The organism is Buttiauxella cochleicola (assembly GCF_021282405.1).
Lineage (GTDB): Bacteria > Pseudomonadota > Gammaproteobacteria > Enterobacterales > Enterobacteriaceae > Buttiauxella > Buttiauxella massiliensis.
This window is the reverse complement of sequence record NZ_JAJSOU010000008.1, coordinates 196,354-216,503: the sequence shown is the minus strand read 5'-3', so window position 1 is coordinate 216,503 and position 20,150 is coordinate 196,354. Positions and strand designations below refer to the sequence as shown.

Below are 20,150 nucleotides of genomic sequence, written 5' to 3'. Positions count from 1 at the left end.
TTAAACCGCGGCGGTTTCGTGCAAGCGTAACCAGAGCAGAGCAGAATCCGTCTTACTAAATGCGACGGTCGAGTAGCGCAGAGTTTTCTCTTGCCCGGGTAAACTTTGCCACTCGCTATAGCTGACCACCGCACCGGCAGGCCACTCGGCAATAACCGTTATCTCCTCCAGTGAAATTTTCAATCCAGGTTTTGCGGCTGGCTGAGCCTGAAAGAATGCGCTTAGTGTGTCAAAATTCAGTGTTTTGCCACCGGGCGTGACCATGGTAAATACCGGCGAAAAGCGAGCCAGCAACGCCTGCACATCCCCTTCTCCTTTGCCGAGCCAGTTTTCGATTGCCACGTGAGCCTCTATCACTTCCTGAATGTAGCGATTCATCTTCTCTCCTTTTGAGCCTTAAGTTGACGCAAGATAGCGCCGTTAGCGATGCGCAGACAAAGCAGCGCAGGAATTAATGTGCTGACTGCCGCCAGATAAAAACACCATTGATAAGCCGTTGCGGACGCAAGCGTTTCCAGCAAGGTATTGAGCAGCAGACTCAACACTGATATGCCCATGCAAAAGCTCAGTTGGCGGTTGATGTTCCACAGTGCGCTTGCCTGGCCGAGTTGTTCATCTGCCACCTGTAAAAAGGCGCAACTTTGCGCGGTACTGCTGCATAAGCTACCTCCGAACCCCATCATGGCGAAAGCAACCAGCAAAAGTGGATATTGTTCCGCGCTATGAACCAGGGTCAACGCCAGAATACCCAGCCCTTGCAGCAGACAACCCGTTATCAACATAGGGCGTGGGCCAAAACGGTTGAACTGTTTTCCGGTGAACGTTATCGCCAGTAAAGAAGCCATCGACCAGGGCACCATCAGGCTGCCGACTCGCGTAGCACTGAGGTTAAGCTGGTTTTGCAGCCAAAGCGTAGCTATCAGGCTGACGCCAATAAACATCCCCGGAATACACTGATAAATCATCATGGCGCTGCGTAATAAAGGCTCCTTTACCAGACGGAGATTAATCAGCGGTTGCGGATGACGCAGGCTATGGCGAACGAACCCTGCAAACAGCGTGATCGCGCATAGCAACAATACGATGCCATTCACCATCTGGCCGTTTTCAGCAAGCATGGTGAAGCCGAGTAAAGTACACATCAGCGCACCGCAGCCGCTGCCCAGGCCGATAAAATCCAACGCCGTGGGCTGCGTGGTGCGGGGTTCTTTTTGTAGCCAGACTGCCGCCAGCAGCAGCGCGATGAAAGCAAGCGGTAGATTGGCGAAGAAAACCCAGCGCCAGCTGAGTGAATCGACAATCACACCCCCAATCGCAGGCGACAGCGCCGGAGCTAACAGGCCCACTAACATTATCGCCGCCGATAATGCGGCGCGTTCATGACTGCGATAAAGCTGGTAGGTCAACGTCTGCCCAACCGGGAGCAGCAGTCCACCGCCCAGGCCCTGCAATAGCCGCCAGCCAATCAGTTGCTCGATAGATTGCGCCATACCCGCGCCCAATGTCGCCAGCAAGAATGAACTCAGCGAAAGCAGTAAAACAGTGCGCCCACCCAGGCGCTGCGCGAGCCAGGCACTCAGCGGGATCACCAGCGTCAGTCCTAAAATATAAGCGTTACTGACCCAGGAAAGCTCGCTGACTGAAGCCCCAAACCCGCGTCCGATAGCGGGATACGCGACGTTGGCGATAAACATGTTGATCAAATCAACGAAAAAGCCCAGCAGATAAACAATGGCAACTTTGGTGCGATAACGCATAAAACCTCCGGTTAGAGGCGACGGAGTGTAGCGGTATGGAAGAGAGGGATAAATCGTCTGGCAGGCGTTACACTGTCAAAATATTTTTGACAGTGCCGAGGGTTATTGTGCTGAATCTGCAACGCTTAACCATATTTGTCGCAGTGGTGAAGGCCGGGAGTTTTACCGCAGCGGCTACCGCGCTGGGCCTGACCAAAGCGGTGGTGAGTTTTAACATCAAACAGCTTGAGGCAGAATCAGGCGTCTCGCTGTTGGTGCGCAGCACCCGGCGGCTTTCGCTGACTGACGCAGGAGAGCGTTTTTATCCCCGTTGCCAACAACTGCTTGAGGAAGCTCAAAACCTGCTGGACGATGTGCAGCGCGATCACCAGGGGCTGAGCGGTGTTTTGCGTATCACCAGCACGCCGGAATATGGATCGCAGGTTGTGGTGCCTGCGCTTGCGGCCTTTTCACGTGAACATCCGCAACTGCGCATCCAGCACGTTTCTTCTTCTTATCATGCGGATTTGATAGCAGAACGCTTCGATGTGGCTATCCGCCTCGGCCAGCTTGCGGATTCGAATCATCGGGCCGCACCTGTCGATAGTTTCGCGATTTTACCCGTTGCCGCCCCTGCTTATCTGGCCGGACATCCCATAGAAAACCAGGCTCAGTTGGCGCAGGCCACATGGCTTGCACACAGCCGCCTGGCTTCGCCTCTTAGTTGGCAAGTCACCACCCCAGAACAGCAGGCGATATCATTCGATGTGGAAGAACCGCCCAGTATCGTTGCAGATAGCGCATCCGCGCTGCTAGCCTTTGCCCTTGCAGGTGCAGGTGTCGCACTCTTACCCGAGTGGCTGGTACGCCCGGCGATCGCCTCGGGTCAGTTACAAGCGGTGCTGAGTCACCACCAGTTTCCTCGCCAGAGCATCTATGCGCTTTACCCCAACACTCGCCATGTTCCTGAAAAAGTACGCGTGTTTATTGATTTCTTTCAGGCGTGGGTGGCTCGCACAAAAAACTAGAAAAAGGCCGCCACAGATACTGTGGCGGCCTCGGTTTTGTCGCTCAAAAAGCAGGGTTTATGGCTCAACCGCATTCAAACGAATAAGCTGTAATGGCTCAGTCAGCAGCGCATCCATTTGCTTAATAAACGCCTGGAAATGCGGCAAGGCGATATGCACATCCAGCGCTTCCTGCCCTTTCCACGACTCGCGCATGTAAAACGTGTCCGGCGAATCCTGGAGCTGGAACAACGCATAATCCAGGCAACCTTCTTCCTGGCGCGTCGGTGCAATCAGCGCCTGTAATGCAGATTTCAGGTTATCTTGTTGTCCCTCTTTTGCCTTCAGTACAGCAATGATCGACAGTGTGTTATCACTCATATTTAGCATTCCGTTAAAATTTCGCTGAACTCAAGGCGCGATTTTGGCAACGCCGCGTTGAAGTCTTCCGCGCTGCGATAACCAATTGGCACGATAACCAGGCTGGTGAAACCTTTCTCACGCAGGCCGAACTCTTCGTCGAGAATACGGGCGTCAAAACCTTCGATTGGTACCGCATCAATGTTCAGAGTAGAAACACCCAGCAAGAAGTTGCCAACATTGAGATAAACCTGCTTTTCCATCCAGTGCTGCGCATCTTTGTAATCAAAGCGGTGCATATTCACAAAATAAGAACGACCTTTGTGCTGCCCTTCCATCGCCTGCTGGCTGGCAAAACGGCCATCGGCATTCTCCTGGTCCAACAGTTTTGACAGGTGAGTCTCATCAATTGCCGTTTTGGCGCAGAACACCACAACGTGCGAGGCATCAAGCACTTTGCGTTCGTTAAAAACGTAGAAGCCTGATGTCGCTTTCGCGATGCGCGCTTTCGCTTCGTCAGTGCTCGCCAGAATAAAATGCCACGGCTGCGAGTTGGTGCTGGACGGGCTGAGACGCAGTAAATCCTTCACTTTCTCAATGTTTTCTTCGCTAATTTTTTTAGCGGGATCGAATGCTTTGGTGGAATAACGTGATGCTGCTGAATGAATAATGTCCATGATATTTTCTCTATGATTTTTATGTAATTAGAAGCCTTCGAGGACGATTTTACCGACCGCGCGGTTGGTTTCAATTAATTCATGGGCGCGGCGCAAGTTAGCGGCGTTAATGGTGCCGAAATGTTCGCCGAGTGTCGTTTTCAGTACGCCCTGGTCAATCAAATCTGCCACGCGAGTTAACAGACGGTTTTGCTCAATCATGTCGCTGGTTTCAAACATGGAACGGGTGAACATAAATTCCCAATGCAGGGAGATACTTTTCACTTTCAACGGGCGTGCATCCAGTGTTTCAGGGTCATCAATCAGCGCCAGTTTCCCCTGAGGTGCCAGTACTTCAATCAGTTGCTGGTAGTGTTTGTCGGTCTGGTTGAGGCTTGCAACATGGGTAACATTTTTCACGCCAATACGCGCCATTTCTTCAGTCAACGGCTTGCTATGGTCAATAACATAATGCGCCCCTAAATCCGCCACCCATTGCTGGCTTTGCGGACGTGATGCGGTACCGATCACGGTAATGTTGGTGAGTTTACGCGCCAGCTGCGTCAGGATAGAACCCACGCCGCCCGCAGCACCGACAATCAGCAGTACATCATTATCGCTACCACCCTCTTTCACACCGAGGCGTTCAAACAACATTTCCCATGCGGTGATTGCCGTTAAAGGCATTGCCGCTGCGGATGCGTTATCGATAGATTTTGGTTTCAGCGCGGCAATACGCTCATCCACCAACTGGAATTCGCTGTTGCTGCCTGGGCGAGTAAGCGAACCGGCGTACCATACTTCGTCACCAGCCTTAAACAGCGAAACATTTTCACCCGTCGCCACGACCACGCCGACCGCATCCCAACCCAATACACGCGGCTGCTCCGCTTTAAAGCCTGCTCGCACTTTGGTATCGACCGGGTTCACCGAAATCGCTTTCACTTCTACCAGCAAATCGTGCCCTGTAGCGACCGGAGTTGGGAGAGTAATCTCACTAAGAGATTCCAGATTGGTGCCATTTTGTGCAGCTTGAGTAATCGCGATAGCTTTCATGGTTGCTCCAGAGATTAAAGGGTTCATCGAGTGAATGAACTCATGGTACAAGGTGTGCTGCGGGCGAAAAATAGTGCCTGTAAAACAACACTTATACTCGGAGAGTTAAAATGCTCAGGTTGGAAGACCTTACTTTGTTTGTCAGAGCCGCCGCCTTAAACAGTTTTAGTGATACCGCGCGTGAAGCGGGATTGCAGCCTGCACAGGTCAGCACTGCCATCAAACGCCTCGAGCAAACGCTGAATACTCGTTTATTTGCCCGATCTACGCGCAGCCTGCGGTTGACACCAGAAGGTGAAACCTGGCTGCCATATGCTGTTACTGCACTACAAACTCTTGAAGCCGGATTTGAACAAATTCAGCCTGCAACCGATGAAGTCCGTGGCGTACTGCAAATCGCCGTGCCGTCAGATTTAGGGCGAAATATGCTTTTAACGGTATTTCAGGCGTTTCGTCGCGAGCACCCGGCGTTGCATTTGAAAATTTTGTTCTCCGACCAGATTGCCGATGTATTCAAAGATCCGGTGGATGTCGCGTTCCGCTATGGTAATAACGATGACGCCTCGTATGTGGCACTGCCGCTGGCCCCCAATAATCGACGCGTTATCGTCGCTTCTCCCTCTTATATTGCACGTTGCGGAGAGCCGAAAACCATCAGCGAACTGGTGCAACATGACGCGCTAACCTACGCGCTTCGTGGCCGGGTCTATGACAAATGGACGTTAACTTTAGATGGCGATACACATCATGTGGCGGTGAAAAGTGCCATTGTGAGTGATGATGCGGAAGTGATCCGCCGTTTAGCCGTAGCGGGGGAAGGGATTGCCTATAAATCCTGGCTGGATGTCAGCGAAGATGTGAACGAAGGCCGATTGAAGATAATCATGCCGCAATATCAGGGTGATAGCGTGCCGCTGAATATGATTTGCCCGCATCGCAAACAGCTTTCCACTACGGTGCGGTTGCTGCATGAAGCGGTGAAACAGCGTTGCGATGTGCTGCAAAACCTTTTCCCCCATTAAAGCAAAACCGGCCACTGTTGCGGCCGGTTTGTAAAACACTTACTGAATCGGATAGGTATATGGCGCATTCACGCCCAGCGGCAGACCCAACGCCCACCACACCAGCAGGAAGATGCTCCAGCAGACGAAGAAGATAACCGAGTAAGGCATCATCATCGACACCAGCGTGCCCACGCCAGTGGACTTCACGTAGCGCTGGCAATACACCACAACCAGCGGGAAGAAGACCATCAGCGGAGTAATAATGTTGGTGGTGGAGTCACCGATACGGAACGCCGCCTGAGTCAGTTCAGGGGAGATACCCACCGCCATCAGCATTGGCACCATAATTGGTGACAACAGCGCCCATTTTGCAGATGCAGAACCGATCAGGATGTTCACGACAGCGGTCAGAAGAATCATACCAATGATGGTGGCTTCGCCCGGCAGCGCCATGGTTTTCAGCACGTCGGCACCCGCCAGCGCAATCAGCGTGCCGATGTTGGAATCGCCAAACGCCTTGATAAACATGGCGCAGAAGAACGCCATCACCATGTACGAACCCATTTTGCTCATGGATTGGTTCATCGCGTCGATGACATCTTTGCCGCGGCTAAAGGTGCCAGCCACAAAGCCGTAGACAATACCAGGGATGATAAAGATCAGGAAAATCAATGGCACTATGGATTTCATGATTGGCGCACCATAACTGGTGAGTGAGCCATCAGTTGGGCTACGAAGCAGCGAAGTTTCAGGCCATGCCAGCGCCGCAAGACCTGCCAACCCCAGAACCATCACCAGACCCGCGACTTTAAAACCACGGCTTTCCGCAGCGGTGTAGCTGCTCATATCTTCGTTATGTTGATAATCGCCGTCGATCTCTAGTTTCGACACGCGTGGCTCAACAATACGTTCAGTCACCCACCAGCCAACCAGGGTAATCATCACTGTCGAACCGATACCGAAGAACAGGTTACACAAGGTGTTGACGGTATAGGTCCCGTCCAGCAACTGCGCGGCAGTTTGGGTAAAACCTTGCAGCAATGCATCGTTACCGGTTGGCACCATGTTAGCCGCAAAGCCGCCAGAAACCCCGGCAAATGCCGCTGCAATGCCCGCCAACGGGTGGCGTCCAGCAGACATAAAGATAATTGCGCCCAATGGAATAACCAGCACATAGCCTGCATCGGCTGCTACGTGGCTGAACATTGCGACGAAAATGATCATCGGTGTCAGCAGTTTTTTCGGCGTAACACGCAGCATTTTTTTCAGGCCGGTATTAATAAAGCCTGAGCTTTCTGCCACACCCACACCTAACATCGCTACCAACACGATCCCCAGCGGTGCAAAGGTGGTAAACGTGGTCACCATTGAGGAAAGGGTGACGGTTAATGCCTGTGCCGAAAGCAGGTTATTAATTCTGACTGCTTCATTGGTCACAGGGTTGACGACATCAAAATCAACGGTGGAAAGCACCGCTGACATCGCCATCACCACCAGTAAAAAATAGAAAAAGATTAATGCGGGTTCGGGTAATTTGTTTCCTGCTTTCTCAACGGCGTTGAGAAATCCTGTCATTAGACGACCTTCCGTGTTCCTTGTCGTTGTGCTCATCACTACCTCGTCTTCCTGTTATATTCACCAAAGTCATTGCTTGCGGCAATTAATAACATTTTAGAATATTTCACTGCTAGTAACTTTACGTTACTAGTCAAAACGAGACATGGCATGGTGATGAATATCATGGTTTTAAACGAAAATCGCCCCGTGAGTTCAATAAACACACGGAGCAATGAAGATAGCGTTCAAAAGCTTCCAATAGGAGCTTTATTCTGTTTGTGAAATCGGTTCTCTTTTAAGACGCGGGTACTTTTTCAGCCAGCGTCCACTGATCATTCGCCAGTAGAACAACACGCCGCGCACCGTCCAGTCGAAGAACATCCCCATCCAGACACCGACTACGCCCATTTCCAGCACAATCCCTAATGTGTAGCCTGCAACCACGCGACAGCCCCACATGCTCGCCATGGAAACCCACATCGCGAAACGGGCATCGCGCGCCCCTTTCAAACCAGCAGGTAAAACCCATGACGCAGCCCAAATCGGCATAAACGCGGCATTCAGCCAAATCAGTATTTTGACGACTTCTTTTACATCATCTTCATGGGTATAGAACGAGGCCATCAATCCGGCGAAAGGCGCTGTTCCCCAGGCGATAATCGTCAGGCCAAGAGTGGATAGCCAGAACACATGGCGCAGCTGCCGTTCGGCCTGGCCAATTTGCCCTTTCCCAAGCCGCTTGCCGACGATAATAGTGGATGCCGAACCCAGGGCGTTACCGGGCAAGTTAATTAATGCAGCAATGGAGAACGCGATAAAGTTACCGGCAATCACGTTGGTGCCCATCCCGGCGACAAACATTTGCGTGAGTAATTTCCCGGCATTAAACAACACAGACTCAATGCTGGCAGGAATACCAATCCCCAGCACTTCCCACAAAATGCCGACTTTGAGCGGACGGAAATAGCTTTTTAGCGAGATACGCAAAGAAGGAGCAAAGCCAATCACCAGCACATAAACGAAACCGATAGCGCCGATATAACGTGAAATAGTTAAGCCCAGTCCAGCACCAAAAAAGCCCAGCCCGTTCCAGCCCAGCGCACCGTAAATCAAGACGCTACTGATGATAATGTTGAGGATGTTCATCCCGCCGTTAATCAGCAATGGGATTTTGGTATTCCCTGCCCCGCGCAATGCGCCGCTGCTGATAAGCGCAATCGCCGCTGCCGGGTAGCTCCATACAGTGGTTTGCAGATACGAGAGTGCCAATGCTTTCACTTCAGGTGTGGCAGCCCCAGCAATAACGTTAACGACATGCTCACCTGCCAGGTGAATGCCGGCCGCCAGGAAAACCGCAATAATTGTCATTAATATCAATGACTGTCGTGCGGCATCTCGCGCACGTTTAGGGTCGCGTTTACCGAGGCTAAATGCCACCACAACTGTAGTACCGAGATCCACTGCCGCGAAAAATGCCATGATCACCATGTTGAAGCTATCGGCAAGCCCGACGCCTGCCATCGCTTCCTTTCCTAGCCAACTCACAAGGAAGGTGCTCAGGACTCCCATCAGTAATACGCAGGTATTTTCCAGAAAGATAGGCACCGCAAGGGGTGTAATTTCGCGCCAGAACAGGACTCGGTTGCTTTTCCGTTTGGCGTACCAGCGAGTTTTTTCCACGCGCTGATGAAGTGCTGCTTTTAAGTTCAAGATTGACCTTGGGGGAGGAAGTGAAACCACATTTCAAATAATGATTTACAATCGCTTATCCTGCAAAGTATTTTTTTATAGCCGTCATACTTCAGGCTGCAGATGCGTTGGCTGCACTCTCAAACCCCGGTCACTTACTCAAGTAAGCTCCCGGGGATTTGCTCACTTGCCGCCTTCCTGCAACCCGAATTATTTAGGCTATACCGAATTTCTAAACTCCACCCAAATACGCTTTGCGCACTTCCTCATTACCCAACAAATCCGCCCCGCTGCCGCTCAACCTTATTTGCCCGTTTGCCATCACGTATCCACGGTCGGAAAGTTTCAGCGCGTGGTGCGCGTTTTGCTCCACCAGAAAAATCGTCATGCCGTTGCGCGCTAATTCACGCAGCGTCTGGAAGATTTGCTTCACGACGATTGGTGCGAGTCCAAGACTCGGTTCATCCAGCAGCAACAGTTTTGGGCGACTCATCAGTGCTCGCGCTATCGCCAACATTTGCTGCTCGCCACCGGACATGGTCATCGCCCGCTGTTTACGGCGCTCTTTTAAACGCGGGAATAGATCAAACATGGTTTGCAAATCCTGCGCGGCAAACTGGTTGCCGATGGGAATGGTACCCATCAGCAGGTTTTCTTCGACCGTCATATCCGGGAATATTCGCCGCCCTTCAGGAGCCTGTGCGATTCCGCCTGACGCCACAAAGTGCGTCGATTTATGGCTGATATCTTCACCATGAAACAGGATTTGCCCGCCGCGAATGCGCGGCTGGCCGAAAATAGACATTAACAGCGTTGATTTCCCGGCCCCGTTAGCCCCAATCAATGCCACGGTTTCCCCTTCGTTCACCTGCAAAGAAACCTGTTTTAGCGCCTGAATGGCACCATAAAAAACATCCACATTTCTAAACTCCAGCATCGCCTCACTCATACACTGACCTCGTCTTCGTCGGTGCCCAGATAGGCGGCAATCACTTTTTCATCATGTTGGATTTGTTCAGGTTTGCCCTCGGCAATGACATCGCCGTGGTCGAGCACAATAATGTGGTCGGAAATATCCATCACCATGCCCATATCATGTTCAATCAGCAAAACAGTGATGCCGTGGTGGTCGCGCAGGAAACGGATGATCTTACTCAGGGTACGAGTTTCAACCGGGTTCAAACCTGCAGCCGGTTCATCAAGACAGATCATCTCCGGTGCGGTACACATAGCACGAGCGATCTCGAGGCGCCGTTGCTGGCCGTAGGACATCTCTCCCGCCAGGCGATTGGCGCAATCCACTAGCTCCACCACTTCCAGCCAGTAAAATGCGCGGTCCAGCGCACGGCTTTCGGCACGCCGATAGGCTGGCGTATTCAGCACACCCGCCAGTAAATTGCGGTTTACCTGCATGTGCTGTGCCACCAGCAGGTTTTCCACCACCGACATTTCCCGGAATAAACGGATATTCTGAAAGGTGCGCGCAAGCCCTGCTCGGTTCACCAGATGCGTGCCACCGAACATTTTGTAGAAAATGCGCGAACCGAGCCGCGCCGGGTTAATCCAGTCACCCGGTTGGAATTTCTGTCCCAGAATCTGAATCACGTTGGTAGTTTTATCACGCGTGTTAAACAAGATGTTGCCAGCGGAGGCTTTATAAAAACCGGTCAGGCAGTTAAACACCGTGGTTTTGCCAGCTCCATTAGGTCCAATCAGCGCGGTAATCGACCCACGGCGCACCTCAAGATTTACATCGTTGAGCGCTTTAATGCCGCCAAAGTGCATCATCAAATGTTCAACACTTAATATCATCTCGCTCATGGTGCCACTCCCTTGCGCACCGCAAACCCGCTGCGGTTGATGCGAATCAGGCCGCGTGGTCGCCAAATCATCATCACCACCATCAACATGCCAAACAGCAGCACGCGATATTCGGCAAAACTGCGCAGTAGTTCGGGCGTCACCGTCAGCACAAACGCTGCCAGCACTACGCCCACTGTCGAGCCCATACCGCCCAACACCACAATGGCGAGGATTAACGCTGATTCAAAGAAGGTGAATGAAGTCGGGTTAACAAAACCCTGGTAGGTCGCGAAAAATACACCAGCAATACCCGCCGTTGAAGCGCCCAGGGTAAAAGCTGAGAGTTTAACCAGAACATGATTCAGACCCATGGATCGGCAGGCAATTTCATCTTCCCGCAACGCCTCCCAGGCACGGCCAATCGGCATACGCGTCAGTCGATGTTTGATGTAAAGCACCAGCAAAACCACCAACACCAGAATGGCGTAGATAAAAATAAACTTCAGATTGGGGTTATAGGTGAGATGGAAGAACTCATGGAACGGAACACCACCTTCTTCTTTGGCGCGCCGCCCAAATTCAAGGCCAAACAGCGTCGGAGGCGGAGCAGAGATCCCGTTAGGGCCGCCGGTAAACGTCAGCCAGTTATTCAGCACCAGGCGGATAATCTCCCCAAAGCCTAGTGTCACGATCGCCAGGTAATCGCCGTGCATGCGCAAAACCGGGAAACCGAGTAAAGCCCCTGCTGCTGCCGCCATCAGCGCCGAAAGTGGCAACATCGACCAGAACCCGAGTCCGAGATACTGGTAACCCAGCGCCAGTCCATACGCACCAATGGCGTAGAATGCGACGTAACCCAAGTCCAGCAAGCCTGCGAGCCCAACGACAATATTTAACCCAAGGCCCAGCAGGACATAAATTAGCCCGAGAATCGCCACCGTCAGCACGTATTTGGTCGCAACAAACGGGAAGCAAATCGCCAGGGCGATCACCAGTGGAATAATCCAGCGCATGCGGCTTTTATATTCTGGCGGGCGCACATACACGCCTGAGTTATCCGTTTCAAAACGGCTTAAAAAACGCATTCCGATCGAGGTGGTAAAAAAAGCACTCAGCAAAAAGCGCCCCACCATCACCACCGCGATAATCGCCACCAACCGCTGTCCTTCAAAGTTAAAGCTGTACCCATCAAGCACCACACCGACTATCGGGCCAAAAACTATTAACGCCACCAGCCCTGCGAAAATCGCATCCAGTAAGCAACGTTTGAGGGAAAAGCCTTCATGCAAAGCCGTTTCTGATGTCATGTTTTGCTCCCTCACACTTTGGCAACGATGGGTCGGCCAAGCAGCCCCTGGGGACGGAAAATGAGGATCACCACCAGTAGCCCAAACGAGAACACATCTTTGTAATCGGAATTCACCATGCCGGAGAATTGCGCCTCAGCAATCCCCAGAATCAGCCCGCCAAGCATCGCGCCGGGTAATGAACCAATCCCACCTAACACCGCCGCGGTGAACGCTTTAATACCGATAATAAAACCGGCGTAGAAATCGAAAGTGCCGTAGTTCATGGTGATAAGCACACCCGCCAGCCCCGCCATGGACGCACCAATCACAAACACAATCGAAATAATACGGTCGGTATTAATCCCCAGAATTGAGGCCATCTTGCGGTCTTGCTGCACCGCCCGGCACATGCGCCCCAGTTTGGTATTGCCGATAATCCAGGTCAGCAGCAACATGCCAGCAAACGAAGCAATCAGGATGAACACTTTGGTGTAGGTGATTTGCACAAATCCTTCACCAATATGAAAACGGAACACACCATCAAGCATGGTTGGAATACCCTGTTGACGCGGCCCCTGGCTGATTTGCGCGTAGTTTTGCAGGATTAACGACATGCCGATTGCGGAAATCAGCGGTGCTAAACGGGTAGAGTTGCGCAGCGGTTTATAAGCGATGCGCTCGATGGTCCAGCCGTACACGCCCGTCACCACTATGGTGAACACCAGCGTGCCGAGAATGAGTAAAGGAAACGACTGCAAACCAAAGAACGAAAGCAGCGCAAGCCCGATGGCGCACAGATAAGCGGAGATCATATACACTTCGCCGTGGGCGAAGTTAATCATGCCAATAATGCCGTAAACCATGGTGTAGCCAATAGCTATCAACCCGTAGACGGAACCTAGCGTTACGCCATTGATCAATTGTTGCAGGAAGAATGCGTCCATAGGCAGGCAATCTCTTTTAGCGCGGCGGACAAGCTTCTTTTGTAGGTCGGGTAAGCGCAGCGTCACCCGACACTTTCACCAGCAATGAAAGGCGAAAATGGTGGATGACGCTACCGCTTATCCCCCCTACAAATCCCGATATTATTGGACTTCTTTATATTTTCCTTTGTCATCCCACTGGTAGACGACATAGTCGGAGACTTTCAGGTCGCCTTTATCATCCCAGGCTTTTTTGCCCATCACGGTATCCACCGGGTTTGCTTTCAGCCAGGCGCTGGCTTTGGCTGAATCTGTACCGCCAGTGGCTTTAAATGCCGCAGCAATGGCCTGAACAGAAGCGTAGGAATAGAGGGTGTAACCTTCAGGTTCAAATTTGCTGGCGCGGAATTTGTCGATTACCGCTTTGCCATCAGGGATCAAGCGAGGATCTTTACCGAAGGTCATGTAAATACCGTTGGTATATTGCGGGCCGCCTGCCGCAGTCACCATCTCTTCGTTCACGATGCAGTCGCCGGAGAAGAATTTAGCCTGTACACCCTGCTCACGCATCTGGCGTACAAGTGGCCCCGCTTCCGGGTGGCAACCGCCGAAGAACACCACGTCTGGTTTTTGCGCACTGATTTTGGTGACCAGCGCATTAAAATCTTTTTCGCCACGTGACAGACCTTCGTACATCACATCATTAACGCCACGTTTCGCGAGTGCCGCTTTGGTAGCATCCGCCAGCCCCTGCCCGTAAGTGTCTTTATCGTGAATGATCACCACTCGTTTGGCTTTGAGCTTATCGATAATGAAATCGCTGGCGACCTGCCCCTGTTGGTCATCACGACCGCACATGCGGAACATATCGTTCATTTTACGCTCGGTGATGAGCGGGTTGGTCGATCCGGGAGTGATGGCGAGAATGCCCGCATCGTTGTAAACCTCCGAGGCAGGCATAGTAGATGAAGAACAGAAATGGCCGACCACAGCCTTCACTTTGTCCTGGTCGACCAAACGGTTAGCGACGGAAACCGCCTGTTTTGGTTCACAGGCGTCATCGCCCTGCACCAGTTTGATTTTTTCGCCGTTAATCCCACCGGCAGCATTAATATCTTCGGCGGCCTGAGTCGCGCCATGCCAGTACTGATCACCATAAGTCGCGTTCGGCCCGGTAAACGGCCCTGCGACACCAATGACAATATCGGCATGGGCGGAAAACGCCGTTACCAGACAACCAGCCAACACCAGAGAAAGAGGACTTCTGATCAATTTCAGCGACATTTGTATGTTCCTTAGCAAATCAGCAAAGAGGTTTATGCAAAACGGTGTAAGAGCCATTTCAAAAGCAAAAACGCGAACAAAATGCACTATCCAGTCAATTTCCTGTGGTTACAGCGAGGTTTCCTTACGGGGTTTCCTTACGATTTTCACAGCCTTGAACATTAAGCAAAATGGTTGCCAGATTTGGCCACCCGGTGCCTGGATTCAGACTTATTTGAGTATAGAGCGCCGTTTAATGCGCTCCGGTACAACGCAATGAATTTACAGCGGGGATCACATCTGCTTAACAATAAAGCTGTGGTGTTCAAGATTTATGCGTCTTTGCACCAACATAGTCCATAGATAAATAATGGTTACTATTGAGCGGAGAAATGGGCCGGAGCGTGATTTGTATTTACTGATTGCAGATAAGACAAATTCGCCTTAATACTCAACATCTTGACTATAAAAAGAGCAAACAAAAAACTTTTTCGTGAACCCTTTGACATGCCCCCCTCGAATCGTTAATATGCGCCCCGTTAACCGATTCCTCTGTAGTTCAGTCGGTAGAACGGCGGACTGTTAATCCGTATGTCACTGGTTCGAGTCCAGTCAGAGGAGCCAAATTCGAGAGCCCGCTTAAGGAAACTTAAGCGGGCTTTTTTGTTTTTGTGGGTTTCTATAATTCTCTCGCAGCACTAACTGGCACATCCATATGTACCGTTGTGCCAGGCTGACTGTGTTTTAAAAGACACCAGAACAGAGAGGACGACTCAATGATCACGTTATGCAAAGCCTGCGGCACATCCTATGAGGCCAGCGCTTCCCACCCGGCACATTGCAAAATCTGCAAAGATGAGCGTCAGTATCTACCCGTGAGGGGGCAGCAATGGGTCGATTCTGACAGCCTTTTTAGTTCACATACCAATACATGGAAACAGCACGAAACCCACCTCTTCAGCATTCAAACTGTGCCTGAGTTTGCGATCGGTCAACGCGCTTTTCTTCTGCGAACGCCGGAAGGTAATATTCTGTGGGATTGCATTGCCACGCTCGATGACGCCACAAAAACGCTGATTCATTCACTCGGCGGTCTCAAAGCTATCGCCATATCGCATCCTCATTTCTACAGCACCATGCAGGATTGGGCCGCCGAGTTTGAAGCCCCGATTTACCTTCATGCCAGCGATAGCCAGTGGATCATGCGCGATAGTCCGTGGATTACCCTTTGGGAAGGTAACACCCTTAAACTGGTCACTGACGTCACTCTATTACGGCTCGGTGGGCATTTCGCCGGCAGCAGCGTTCTGCACTGGGCAAAAGATGAAGGAATGCTGCTTTGTGGGGACACTGTCCAGGTCACCCCGGGCGCGGATGCGGTGTCTTTCATGTGGAGCTATCCCAATATGCTACCGCTGCCAGCAGCGACGGTCGGTAACATTATCCGCCAATTGGATTGCCTGAAATTTTCGAATCTCTATGGCGCGTTTGAAGGAAAGGAGATCGCAAAAAATGCGGATGAGATAGTCCGCCGTTCAGGCGAAAAGTATATTGCCTGCCTCAGTTAACGATATAGCCAGATTCGCTAGCTGGTTTAAAACTCGTTGTTAGAAAATCATCAAGGGCTTAGTCATAAACCTGGCGGTTGTGTTGGGTCCGGAAATGAAGACTCACTTCCGGGTTTTATTTCAACGGGTCAAACTAGATTTCAAAGGGGAATTTCATACCCCATTCTTTACGCATATTATCCATAATTTTTAATACGGCGATTGTGTCATGTGGTTTCATTATGTCACTCGCCGTTTTCCCCTGGCGAATACAATCGTTGGTGTGCCTTAATTGATACTCGAAGCCATCGAAATCAAACGGGAAGTTATACTCTTTTTTATTGTCATTCTGGTAAACCGTAAATCCATTTGCAGCGTGTGGTGTATCGATAACAATATAGCCATTTTTACATTGAATGACCGCTTGCTGGCGTGACAATGCTTCTACGGATGAGCTTAGCAAAGCAACTTGCCCACTTTCATACTGCATAAAGTAGAAACTTGACAGATCGACTCCACCGTCAGATAACACGGCATTAGAGGCAACGCTTTTAGGTTCATATCCCAACAGCATGCAGGTAATACCAATAACGTAAATCCCCACATCATAAAGTGCACCGCCCGCAAGCTCAGGGTTTATTTTACGATCATTTCTGCTACCAGGCGGGTTGATGCCAAAATCTGCAGCTATATTAACCACATCTCCCAGTTGGCCACTGTTTAAAATTTTATGTATTTCCGCATATGCCGGTAAGAATTTCGTCCAGAACGCTTCCATAATAAACAAGCTATTGTCAGAGGCTTGTTTAAATAAATGTTCAGCCTGGCTTACATCAATTGTGAAGCTTTTTTCACATAAAACATGCTTGTTATTTTTTAAACACAGTAAGCTATTTTCATAATGTGAGTTGTGCGGCGTTGCGATATACACTGCATCTATATCAGCACTCTGCGCCAGTTCCTGATAACTGCCAAAGGCTTTCTTCGCACCATATTGCTTTGCAAAAGCTTCTGCATTTTCAATAGAGCGTGAGGCTACACCAACAAATTCACACTCATCTGATAAGTAACCCAGAGTCCCGGCGAATTTTTTAGCAATCGTTCCTGTACCAATGATGCCCCAACGGATTTTTTTCATTTTAATGACCATTAACTGTTTTGATGTTGTAAAAAATAACGCCGAGTCACATCAGTTTCAACGAGTTATTCGAAAATCGAAATTACAAAGCCAACCTGCATGACAAAGCGAATAACCAGATTCGCCTGACGGTTTAAAATTCGTTATCATCCGCTCCCACTCACCCTCCAGGCAGCCTGATGTCTACGATTATCGATACCTTTATCGCCCCTGCGTGCCATGAAAAGATAGAGGTTCTCTATCAGGACGAACACTTGGTGCTGATCAATAAGCCCAGCGGGTTGCTCAGCCTGTCGGGGAAAAACCCGCAAAACCTGGATTCGGTGCATCATCGCTTAGTTCAGACATTTCCCGGCTGCACGCTGGTCCACCGCCTGGATTTTGGTACTTCCGGGTTGATGGTTATTGCCCGCAACAAAGCGATCAATGCAGCCCTTTGCCAGCAATTCAGCCAGCGCACGGTGACCAAAGCCTACAGCGCACTGCTCTGCGGGCACCTGCACAACAACGAAGGGGTGATAGATGCGCCGATTGCCAAAGACCCGGCGCTATTCCCGCTGATGTCGATTTGCGCAATCAACGGCAAGCCTGCACGTTCCGGCTATCGCGTCATTGAACGCGTTTATCGCGAACAGGATGACGGGACGCTACTGCCATTAACGCGAGTAGAGCTAACCCCGGAAACAGGGCGTACTCATCAACTGCGCATCCATTGCCAACAGTTGGGCCACCCTATTTTAGGCTGTGATCTATATGGCGGTTTACTGCTGCCGGGCACTGAACAAACTCCCCGACTGATGCTGCATGCCAGCGAGCTGCATTTTGTTCATCCGGTTAGTGGGGAGTGGATCAGAGCGCGAAATGAGAGTTTGTTTTGAGGGGGGGTTAACACTCGTTAAGTTGGGTTTGCATCTGCTATGAGCGAAGTATAGTCATTCGAACCCTGAGAATTACACTTTGAAGTGATTCAGGGTAACGACTATTACAGGTGACGTAAGTGTGTAGCAATCCCCCATCTGAGTGCGACACATCTTCCATTAATCAGTTCGAAAACGGAGTAACTCGCATTGGGTTGTGCATACCTGGGGAAATCATCGACAACCCCTCCTTTTAGAATCGCAAGAACACCCTGACTGACGTGTCCGTGAGACACGATACATATTGTTTGATTAAGTCGTGTTTCTTCCTGATTGTATAAAAAACGCATAATTCGCTGAGAAGCGTGTGAGAGAGATTCACCACCTGGTGGACAATACTCTGCATCAAGATTGAATAGCGCATTTGCATCGTTCGGATGGTATTGAAGGAACTGAGCTGATGACATTCCTTCAAACTGACCAAATGCCTGTTCTTTAAGGGCCGGTTCAGCCATCAATGGGCAACGAAAGCATTCAGCCAGGCTCTGTCCCATTTGCCTGGCACGCTCAAGCGGAGAAGCGTAAACACATTCTACCCGGTAATCACTTACACCAAATGCTGCCAGTAGGGCTGAGGTTTGATGCAACCCCCGATGGGTTAACTTGCTATCACTTTGCCCCTGAATAATTCCTCTCACATTCCACTCTGTTTCCGCGTGTCGAACAAATATCACTTTCATCGTTAGAGGGCCATGCATCTTGTTGATTTAAAAGATTTCAGACCAAACATACTTGACTGATGTAGTTGTTCTGGGCGAAAAATATGAACAAGTGTAGCTGAATGCAGTTATGGTCAGCCTCAGAAGTGATGCTTTGAAAGGAGATAACGTCTGCTTCTGGCACTTAGAAGCCAGAGCGAAGGAGACCAAGTCCGCTCTGAGCGAAAAGCCGATGTCGATACTGAAATGATATCGCTGAACCATTGTAAATATCGATGCCCATACCTCCGATACTATCAATCAGGAAAAACACTTCTATGCGTTATACAGCTAGAAGTAATTTCTTCAGCCCATTGTTTAACTGTTCAACAACCTCATTCACATCTATGCCCATTTGCGCATGAATAATCGCACCATCAATCAACATCATTATATCATCAGTTAATTTATATTCTGTCATATCGATCAACGTCGCTATTATTTTGCGGGTTTCAAATTTGTGATTACGACAAATAGATTTAATTTCATCTCTAATATCTTCAGCTTCTGCTTCAGCAGTTGCATTCATGAACGCACAACCACGAAAACTGGGGTGGAGGAACCATTCATGAAAAGTTTCGGATAGCGCATACGATGGGGCTTTGTTTTCGTCCAGTTTATTTCTAAGAGTGACGTAAAACCAATTACTCCAGATTTTATGTCTGTAATTCAAATAAGCTATTATCAATGAGCTTTTACTTGGATAATGACGATAAAAAGTGACTTTTGTAACCTTTGCCTGCTGAATAATTTTATCAATACCTGTTGCCCTAATACCTAAAGAGTAAAATAAATCGTGCGCTGTAGTCAGTATTTTTTCCTTGGCGGTAATTTTTTTATCGCTACTCATTTTTAACGAAAACATAGTTAAATGGCCTTCATTAGCGTGTTGACAGTATTATTTCTCAGACGTAAATTAACACGATGTAGACAGACCTGTCTACATCGTACAACGAAGAGGAATCCAAAATGAATAGACGTTCCCCTGTACCACCATTCACACGTGAAAGCGCAATGGAAAAAGTTAGGCTAGCAGAAGATGGCTGGAACAGCCGCGATCCAGCTAAGGTGGCACAGGCATATTCAGTGGATACCAAATGGCGAAACCGCACAGAATTTGCGACTAACCGTGAGGAAGCACAGTTGTTTCTGGTTCGTAAATGGAGGAAGGAGCTCGATTATCGCCTGATAAAAGAACTTTGGGCATTTACTGAAAATCGGATTTCCGTGCGCTTCGCCTATGAATGGCATGATGATTCAGGCAATTGGTTCCGTTCATACGGCAATGAAAACTGGGAGTTCGAGGCGGACGGACTGATGCAACGCCGCTTTGCTTGTGTGAATGATATGCCTATCAGTGAATCTGAACGGTTGTTCCACTGGCCACTGGGAAGGCGTCCTGAGAATCACCCGACTCTTAGCGAACTTGGGTTGTAGGGGTAAGTATGGCACTGTTGATCTTGAAGGTATCCCGCATAATTGCGCCATTCACATTTCGTTATGGTAA

Annotated in this window: 20 protein-coding genes and 1 tRNA gene; 6 read left to right on the top strand and 15 right to left on the bottom strand. The window is 50.0% G+C overall.

Going from position 1 to position 20,150, the window contains the following annotated elements:
- Complete coding sequence (locus tag LVQ79_RS13240) at positions 1-378, bottom strand: DUF4440 domain-containing protein (protein ID WP_232865309.1); 378 nt, start codon at positions 376-378, stop codon at positions 1-3.
- Positions 375-1,757, bottom strand: a complete 1,383-nt coding sequence (locus LVQ79_RS13235) for an MFS transporter (protein ID WP_232865308.1) — start codon at positions 1,755-1,757, stop codon at positions 375-377. The genes LVQ79_RS13240 and LVQ79_RS13235 overlap by 4 nt, the downstream gene beginning before the upstream one ends.
- A gap of 107 nt (positions 1,758-1,864) precedes the next feature.
- On the opposite strand from LVQ79_RS13235, the gene LVQ79_RS13230 reads away from it, so the two are divergent.
- Entirely contained in the window at positions 1,865-2,764 is a 900-nt protein-coding gene (locus LVQ79_RS13230) for a LysR family transcriptional regulator (protein WP_232865307.1), read from the top strand.
- Between the two features lie 57 nt (positions 2,765-2,821).
- Here LVQ79_RS13230 and LVQ79_RS13225 read toward each other — a convergent pair whose 3' ends face one another.
- From LVQ79_RS13225 to LVQ79_RS13215, 3 genes are read right to left on the bottom strand one after another with little or no spacing between them, the layout of a single operon-like run.
- Positions 2,822-3,124 (bottom strand): putative quinol monooxygenase, encoded by a 303-nt coding sequence (locus tag LVQ79_RS13225; protein ID WP_232865306.1) that lies wholly within the window; start codon positions 3,122-3,124, stop codon positions 2,822-2,824.
- A 2-nt stretch (positions 3,125-3,126) separates the two neighbouring features.
- On the bottom strand, positions 3,127-3,780 hold the full coding sequence (nfsB, locus tag LVQ79_RS13220) for an oxygen-insensitive NAD(P)H nitroreductase (protein ID WP_232865305.1): 654 nt from the start codon (positions 3,778-3,780) through the stop codon (positions 3,127-3,129).
- A gap of 27 nt (positions 3,781-3,807) precedes the next feature.
- Positions 3,808-4,815 (bottom strand): zinc-binding alcohol dehydrogenase family protein, encoded by a 1,008-nt coding sequence (locus LVQ79_RS13215; RefSeq protein ID WP_232865304.1) that lies wholly within the window; start codon positions 4,813-4,815, stop codon positions 3,808-3,810.
- Between the two features lie 110 nt (positions 4,816-4,925).
- Between LVQ79_RS13215 and LVQ79_RS13210 the strand changes: the two genes are divergently transcribed.
- On the top strand, positions 4,926-5,837 hold the full coding sequence (locus tag LVQ79_RS13210; RefSeq protein ID WP_232865303.1) for a LysR family transcriptional regulator: 912 nt from the start codon (positions 4,926-4,928) through the stop codon (positions 5,835-5,837).
- Between the two features lie 39 nt (positions 5,838-5,876).
- Here the strand turns inward: LVQ79_RS13210 and LVQ79_RS13205 are convergent, their stop codons facing one another.
- From LVQ79_RS13205 to LVQ79_RS13175, 7 genes are all read right to left on the bottom strand, one after another.
- Positions 5,877-7,394 carry an AbgT family transporter gene (locus LVQ79_RS13205; RefSeq protein WP_232865302.1) on the bottom strand — a complete coding sequence of 506 codons (1,518 nt, stop codon included), beginning with the start codon at positions 7,392-7,394 and terminating at the stop codon, positions 5,877-5,879.
- Between the two features lie 249 nt (positions 7,395-7,643).
- A complete protein-coding gene (locus LVQ79_RS13200) occupies positions 7,644-9,086 on the bottom strand; it encodes an EmmdR/YeeO family multidrug/toxin efflux MATE transporter (protein ID WP_232865301.1) in 1,443 nt (480 codons plus the stop codon).
- A gap of 211 nt (positions 9,087-9,297) precedes the next feature.
- Positions 9,298-10,014 (bottom strand): ABC transporter ATP-binding protein, encoded by a 717-nt coding sequence (locus LVQ79_RS13195; RefSeq protein WP_232865300.1) that lies wholly within the window; start codon positions 10,012-10,014, stop codon positions 9,298-9,300.
- Complete coding sequence (locus LVQ79_RS13190; RefSeq protein WP_232865299.1) at positions 10,011-10,886, bottom strand: ABC transporter ATP-binding protein; 876 nt, start codon at positions 10,884-10,886, stop codon at positions 10,011-10,013. The genes LVQ79_RS13195 and LVQ79_RS13190 overlap by 4 nt, the downstream gene beginning before the upstream one ends.
- A complete protein-coding gene (gene livM, locus LVQ79_RS13185; protein ID WP_232865298.1) occupies positions 10,883-12,175 on the bottom strand; it encodes a high-affinity branched-chain amino acid ABC transporter permease LivM in 1,293 nt (430 codons plus the stop codon). The genes LVQ79_RS13190 and livM overlap by 4 nt, the downstream gene beginning before the upstream one ends.
- Before the next feature lie 11 nt (positions 12,176-12,186).
- The gene (locus LVQ79_RS13180; protein ID WP_151994326.1) at positions 12,187-13,101 is read right to left on the bottom strand and encodes an ABC transporter permease subunit; all 915 of its coding nucleotides are present in this window, start codon (positions 13,099-13,101) and stop codon (positions 12,187-12,189) included.
- Positions 13,102-13,242: 141 nt separating this feature from the next.
- Entirely contained in the window at positions 13,243-14,364 is a 1,122-nt protein-coding gene (locus LVQ79_RS13175; RefSeq protein ID WP_034458282.1) for a branched-chain amino acid ABC transporter substrate-binding protein, read from the bottom strand.
- A 527-nt stretch (positions 14,365-14,891) separates the two neighbouring features.
- Between LVQ79_RS13175 and LVQ79_RS13170 the strand changes: the two genes are divergently transcribed.
- Both LVQ79_RS13170 and LVQ79_RS13165 read left to right on the top strand, forming a co-directional pair.
- Positions 14,892-14,967 (top strand) — tRNA-Asn (locus LVQ79_RS13170).
- A gap of 152 nt (positions 14,968-15,119) precedes the next feature.
- Positions 15,120-15,911 (top strand): MBL fold metallo-hydrolase, encoded by a 792-nt coding sequence (locus tag LVQ79_RS13165; protein ID WP_232865297.1) that lies wholly within the window; start codon positions 15,120-15,122, stop codon positions 15,909-15,911.
- A 133-nt stretch (positions 15,912-16,044) separates the two neighbouring features.
- On the opposite strand, the gene LVQ79_RS13160 is transcribed toward LVQ79_RS13165, so the two are convergent.
- The gene (locus tag LVQ79_RS13160; RefSeq protein WP_232865296.1) at positions 16,045-17,028 is read right to left on the bottom strand and encodes a Gfo/Idh/MocA family protein; all 984 of its coding nucleotides are present in this window, start codon (positions 17,026-17,028) and stop codon (positions 16,045-16,047) included.
- Between the two features lie 179 nt (positions 17,029-17,207).
- On the opposite strand from LVQ79_RS13160, the gene LVQ79_RS13155 reads away from it, so the two are divergent.
- Positions 17,208-17,906 (top strand): RluA family pseudouridine synthase, encoded by a 699-nt coding sequence (locus LVQ79_RS13155; protein ID WP_232865295.1) that lies wholly within the window; start codon positions 17,208-17,210, stop codon positions 17,904-17,906.
- A 104-nt stretch (positions 17,907-18,010) separates the two neighbouring features.
- Here the strand turns inward: LVQ79_RS13155 and LVQ79_RS13150 are convergent, their stop codons facing one another.
- Positions 18,011-18,625 (bottom strand): histidine phosphatase family protein, encoded by a 615-nt coding sequence (locus LVQ79_RS13150; RefSeq protein WP_232865294.1) that lies wholly within the window; start codon positions 18,623-18,625, stop codon positions 18,011-18,013.
- 301 nt (positions 18,626-18,926) lie between these two features.
- The gene (locus LVQ79_RS13145; RefSeq protein ID WP_232865293.1) at positions 18,927-19,508 is read right to left on the bottom strand and encodes a TetR/AcrR family transcriptional regulator; all 582 of its coding nucleotides are present in this window, start codon (positions 19,506-19,508) and stop codon (positions 18,927-18,929) included.
- Positions 19,509-19,612: 104 nt separating this feature from the next.
- Here LVQ79_RS13145 and LVQ79_RS13140 point away from each other — a divergent pair, with 104 nt between their 5' ends.
- A complete protein-coding gene (locus LVQ79_RS13140) occupies positions 19,613-20,080 on the top strand; it encodes a nuclear transport factor 2 family protein (protein ID WP_232865292.1) in 468 nt (155 codons plus the stop codon).
- Positions 20,081-20,150: the final 70 nt, after the last annotated feature.

What these genes read in the sequence shown, in the direction of transcription:
- livM (WP_232865298.1), bottom strand. Translation starts at nt 12,175, where the DNA reads ATGACATCAGAAACGGCTTTGCATGAAGGCTTTTCCCTCAAACGTTGC.
- LVQ79_RS13190 (WP_232865299.1), bottom strand. Translation starts at nt 10,886, where the DNA reads ATGAGCGAGATGATATTAAGTGTTGAACATTTGATGATGCACTTTGGC.
- LVQ79_RS13165 (WP_232865297.1), top strand. Translation starts at nt 15,120, where the DNA reads ATGATCACGTTATGCAAAGCCTGCGGCACATCCTATGAGGCCAGCGCT.
- LVQ79_RS13235 (WP_232865308.1), bottom strand. Translation starts at nt 1,757, where the DNA reads ATGCGTTATCGCACCAAAGTTGCCATTGTTTATCTGCTGGGCTTTTTC.
- LVQ79_RS13160 (WP_232865296.1), bottom strand. Translation starts at nt 17,028, where the DNA reads ATGAAAAAAATCCGTTGGGGCATCATTGGTACAGGAACGATTGCTAAA.
- nfsB (WP_232865305.1), bottom strand. Translation starts at nt 3,780, where the DNA reads ATGGACATTATTCATTCAGCAGCATCACGTTATTCCACCAAAGCATTC.
- LVQ79_RS13150 (WP_232865294.1), bottom strand. Translation starts at nt 18,625, where the DNA reads ATGAAAGTGATATTTGTTCGACACGCGGAAACAGAGTGGAATGTGAGA.
- LVQ79_RS13240 (WP_232865309.1), bottom strand. Translation starts at nt 378, where the DNA reads ATGAATCGCTACATTCAGGAAGTGATAGAGGCTCACGTGGCAATCGAA.
- LVQ79_RS13210 (WP_232865303.1), top strand. Translation starts at nt 4,926, where the DNA reads ATGCTCAGGTTGGAAGACCTTACTTTGTTTGTCAGAGCCGCCGCCTTA.
- LVQ79_RS13155 (WP_232865295.1), top strand. Translation starts at nt 17,208, where the DNA reads ATGTCTACGATTATCGATACCTTTATCGCCCCTGCGTGCCATGAAAAG.
- LVQ79_RS13140 (WP_232865292.1), top strand. Translation starts at nt 19,613, where the DNA reads ATGAATAGACGTTCCCCTGTACCACCATTCACACGTGAAAGCGCAATG.
- LVQ79_RS13205 (WP_232865302.1), bottom strand. Translation starts at nt 7,394, where the DNA reads ATGACAGGATTTCTCAACGCCGTTGAGAAAGCAGGAAACAAATTACCC.
- LVQ79_RS13215 (WP_232865304.1), bottom strand. Translation starts at nt 4,815, where the DNA reads ATGAAAGCTATCGCGATTACTCAAGCTGCACAAAATGGCACCAATCTG.
- LVQ79_RS13195 (WP_232865300.1), bottom strand. Translation starts at nt 10,014, where the DNA reads ATGAGTGAGGCGATGCTGGAGTTTAGAAATGTGGATGTTTTTTATGGT.
- LVQ79_RS13145 (WP_232865293.1), bottom strand. Translation starts at nt 19,508, where the DNA reads ATGTTTTCGTTAAAAATGAGTAGCGATAAAAAAATTACCGCCAAGGAA.
- LVQ79_RS13225 (WP_232865306.1), bottom strand. Translation starts at nt 3,124, where the DNA reads ATGAGTGATAACACACTGTCGATCATTGCTGTACTGAAGGCAAAAGAG.
- LVQ79_RS13175 (WP_034458282.1), bottom strand. Translation starts at nt 14,364, where the DNA reads ATGTCGCTGAAATTGATCAGAAGTCCTCTTTCTCTGGTGTTGGCTGGT.
- LVQ79_RS13180 (WP_151994326.1), bottom strand. Translation starts at nt 13,101, where the DNA reads ATGGACGCATTCTTCCTGCAACAATTGATCAATGGCGTAACGCTAGGT.